Origin of the sequence: Halorubrum sp. AD140 (genome assembly GCF_034497445.1) — an archaeon.
Lineage (GTDB): Archaea > Halobacteriota > Halobacteria > Halobacteriales > Haloferacaceae > Halorubrum.
This window is the reverse complement of the sequence record NZ_JAXRUU010000121.1, coordinates 1-2,897: the sequence shown is the minus strand read 5'-3', so window position 1 is coordinate 2,897 and position 2,897 is coordinate 1. Positions and strand designations below refer to the sequence as shown.

The window sequence follows — 2,897 nt, the reverse complement described above, 5'->3', positions numbered from 1 at the left end:
ACGTATGAGTGGATGGACGGGTCCGATCGGGAGTGGTGTCTGGAGTTCCCAGTCGAGCGGTCCGCGTACGGTGCGGCGGCTAGTGAGTCGCACGGTTATCTGAGCGGTTTCGAAGCGGCGAAGGCGAGCGACTACGCCAAACGGCTTGTAGAGGCGCTCTCCGATGCGAGTACAACGGGCAGTCGTGCTCCGCAGTCACTCTCCGAGTCGAGCCGTTTCGAACGAGTGGTTGGGTTCGTCCGCTCGCTCGACTACGTAACAGACGCGAAATCGACGGGAAAACCAGACTACATTCGAACCGTCGTGGAGACGCTCGTCGACGGTTGCGGTGACTGTGAAGATCTCGCGTATCTGCTGGTCGGGATGCTTTCACAACCAGCATTCGGTTACCGGACTGCAGCGGTCGTGCTTCCCGGCCACATGCTTGCGGCCGTCCACAGAGATGATCTCCCAGGGACGTACGCCGACGCACCGACGCTGCCGGGAGGGACGTACGTCGCGATAGAAAGCGTCATGACCCGTCCGATCGGTGACTTCCAAGAGAGACCCGTGTTAGTGGTGTACGGTGACGGCGTCGAGTACGTTGACCAGTCGGCGATTGCCGACACCGGCGAAGAGCTTCTCCGAGATCCGACGCAGTTTCAAACACTTGCCGACGCGTCGACAAAGGTTTGAACTGACCCGAACGGCTATCATACATACGGAAAATCACAACAGGAACAGATACAACGGTGAGGGTCGTGATACATTGGTCGTATATTCTTAGAGAAAATTCGTCAGTTCGGTCTCTCTTGCAGACTTATTGTTACCCTCTTTTGATGTGAGGTCATAAACACAGACCCGATCCCAGTCAAAGTAGTCCAGTAGTTCAGTAGTTCTGCCGCAACCAAAAAATACATTAAGAAATGTAATATTATATAAATGTACATATATGAACAGAGTACCAAATACCCCCACCTATGAGAAGCGCTATGGTCCGTTTTGCGACGCTTCGGGAGAGTGGAACTTCGAGATCCGGGAGTACCAAGACGATCTCAACACGATCGTTCCATCAGATATTCCTCCAGATCCAGATCCTCAAGAGGCTTACCGTGCCGCTGTTTTTCTCGAAGGCTACATCGAAGAACAGAAAGCCACAGCGAACTGGTCGGATGCCGCGCTCAATGAGTTTGAGTCCTTCGAATCCACTCTCGAAGTTGAAGCCGTCGCAAGGGCTCTCAGAGAAATTTCAGAGTAGTTCGACACTAACCCAGATCAAACATGAACTACACACTACAGCCCGATGAACGCGTTTCAGAAGGAATCAAACGCATCATCGATACGAAAGTACAACGGGGAATTGAGCATATAGGCAGTGACACGGATACCCACGAGACGGTCCATGAGGTTCGAAAGCGGTATGAGGAATTTCGAGCGGCGGTTCGTCCTGTCCGTCCCGTCTTGCCGACTTATAAACAGGAGAACCTCCACTACTGGGGAGCGGCTCACGAGTACGACCCGGTCCCCTGAATGTTGGACGGAGGCTGACCTGAAATATATTTAGAATTACAATTGGGGATTCAACCAGAGATATATTTAAACCGTCAACTGTTGGAATTTCTCCCGAAGCACGATTCGTCCCTGAAAACTAAATAACGATATAGACTACTATTACAAACGGTTTACTTCGATGGGAGAGTATGTTTTCTTGAAAGCCGATCCCTACATGAGGAACGGTGCCGCTCCACGTCTCAAAATGAATATAAAACCACAGTTCGGCGATGCCCTGGAAGCACATCACAAACGATTAGACGTTGATCGGTACGGTGAGGTCTACATCGTCGGCGATGTTCACGGGAGCCGAGAAATTCTCGAGCGGCTCCTTAGAGAGCTCGAATTAGGTGACGATGACCTCGTTGTCTTTGTCGGCGACCTCGTCCGAAAAGGGCCAGACAGTCCGGGTGTTATTGACCTCGTCCGTGAGGATCCGCGTCTCGTCAGTGTCCGCGGAAACAACGAACAGAAGATCGTGCGCGGAGATAAGAACCCAGACTGGCTCCGAGACGGCGACCGCGAGTATTTCGAATCACTTCCGATCGCTATTTCGTTCGATGATGTGATCATTGTACACGGCGGGATCGATCCGCAACGGTCGCTTGCAGACCACACCGTCGAAGAGCTGTTGACGATGCGCTCCCCGCACGGTGATGGATATGACGGACCGTTCTGGTACGATGACTACGACGGGCCACATCGCGTCTTCTTCGGTCACACTGTCCATGACCATCCGGTAGAGCGCGAACACGCCGTCGGTCTTGACACCGGCTGCGTCTACGGCGGTACACTCACTGCGTACGACTACCGAAACGACGAGTTCCTCTCCGTTGAGGCGAAGACTCACGAAGAACGCGCCAACTCGAAAATAGTAAGTCCAGTCTGAACGGACTTCCTCACTCGCATATAAACTCACTCGGCTTTGGTGAAATCCTTGGTAGTTGATAGGTTCACACCTCTAATCGCTGCGTACAGGAAACGCACGAGTCGTTCAATACAGGTCAAAGGCCTCACAATCATTATCTTATCGGGAACCAACCCAATATGTGTGACAAAAACAATTTGGGCACTTGCTGTAGCATACGGCCTCGTTGGCCTCGGTCTATTCTACAGTCTAGCAATAGACTCTAGTGAACTGTTTTTAGCTATGACTACCGTCATCTATGTTCTAATGCTTCCATTAGCATATTTGGTTTATAAAAAGCGAGTAGTAGGTGAGTAGTCACTCAAGAAACGGTCAATACGCAGCTCCCGCAGACCGGCTGTTTCAGAAAAGTATATGTCTGAATTAGAGGATTTCAACAGCGCCACGCGCTTAGTCACTCGTACTCGGTCTGAAGGCGACTGCGTGCTCCAGCACGTGT

Annotated in this window: 3 protein-coding genes; all 3 read left to right on the top strand. The window is 51.7% G+C overall.

Annotated features, from left to right (window positions below; genetic code table 11):
- Positions 1-675, top strand: a 675-nt coding sequence (locus U4E84_RS16455; protein ID WP_322533194.1) for a hypothetical protein, incomplete at its 5' end; no start/stop codon positions are given.
- Between the two features lie 256 nt (positions 676-931).
- Positions 932-1,237 (top strand): hypothetical protein, encoded by a 306-nt coding sequence (locus U4E84_RS16450; protein ID WP_322533192.1) that lies wholly within the window; start codon positions 932-934, stop codon positions 1,235-1,237.
- A 498-nt stretch (positions 1,238-1,735) separates the two neighbouring features.
- On the top strand, positions 1,736-2,419 hold the full coding sequence (locus U4E84_RS16445) for a metallophosphoesterase family protein (RefSeq protein WP_322533195.1): 684 nt from the start codon (positions 1,736-1,738) through the stop codon (positions 2,417-2,419).
- The last annotated feature ends 478 nt before the right edge of the window (positions 2,420-2,897 follow it).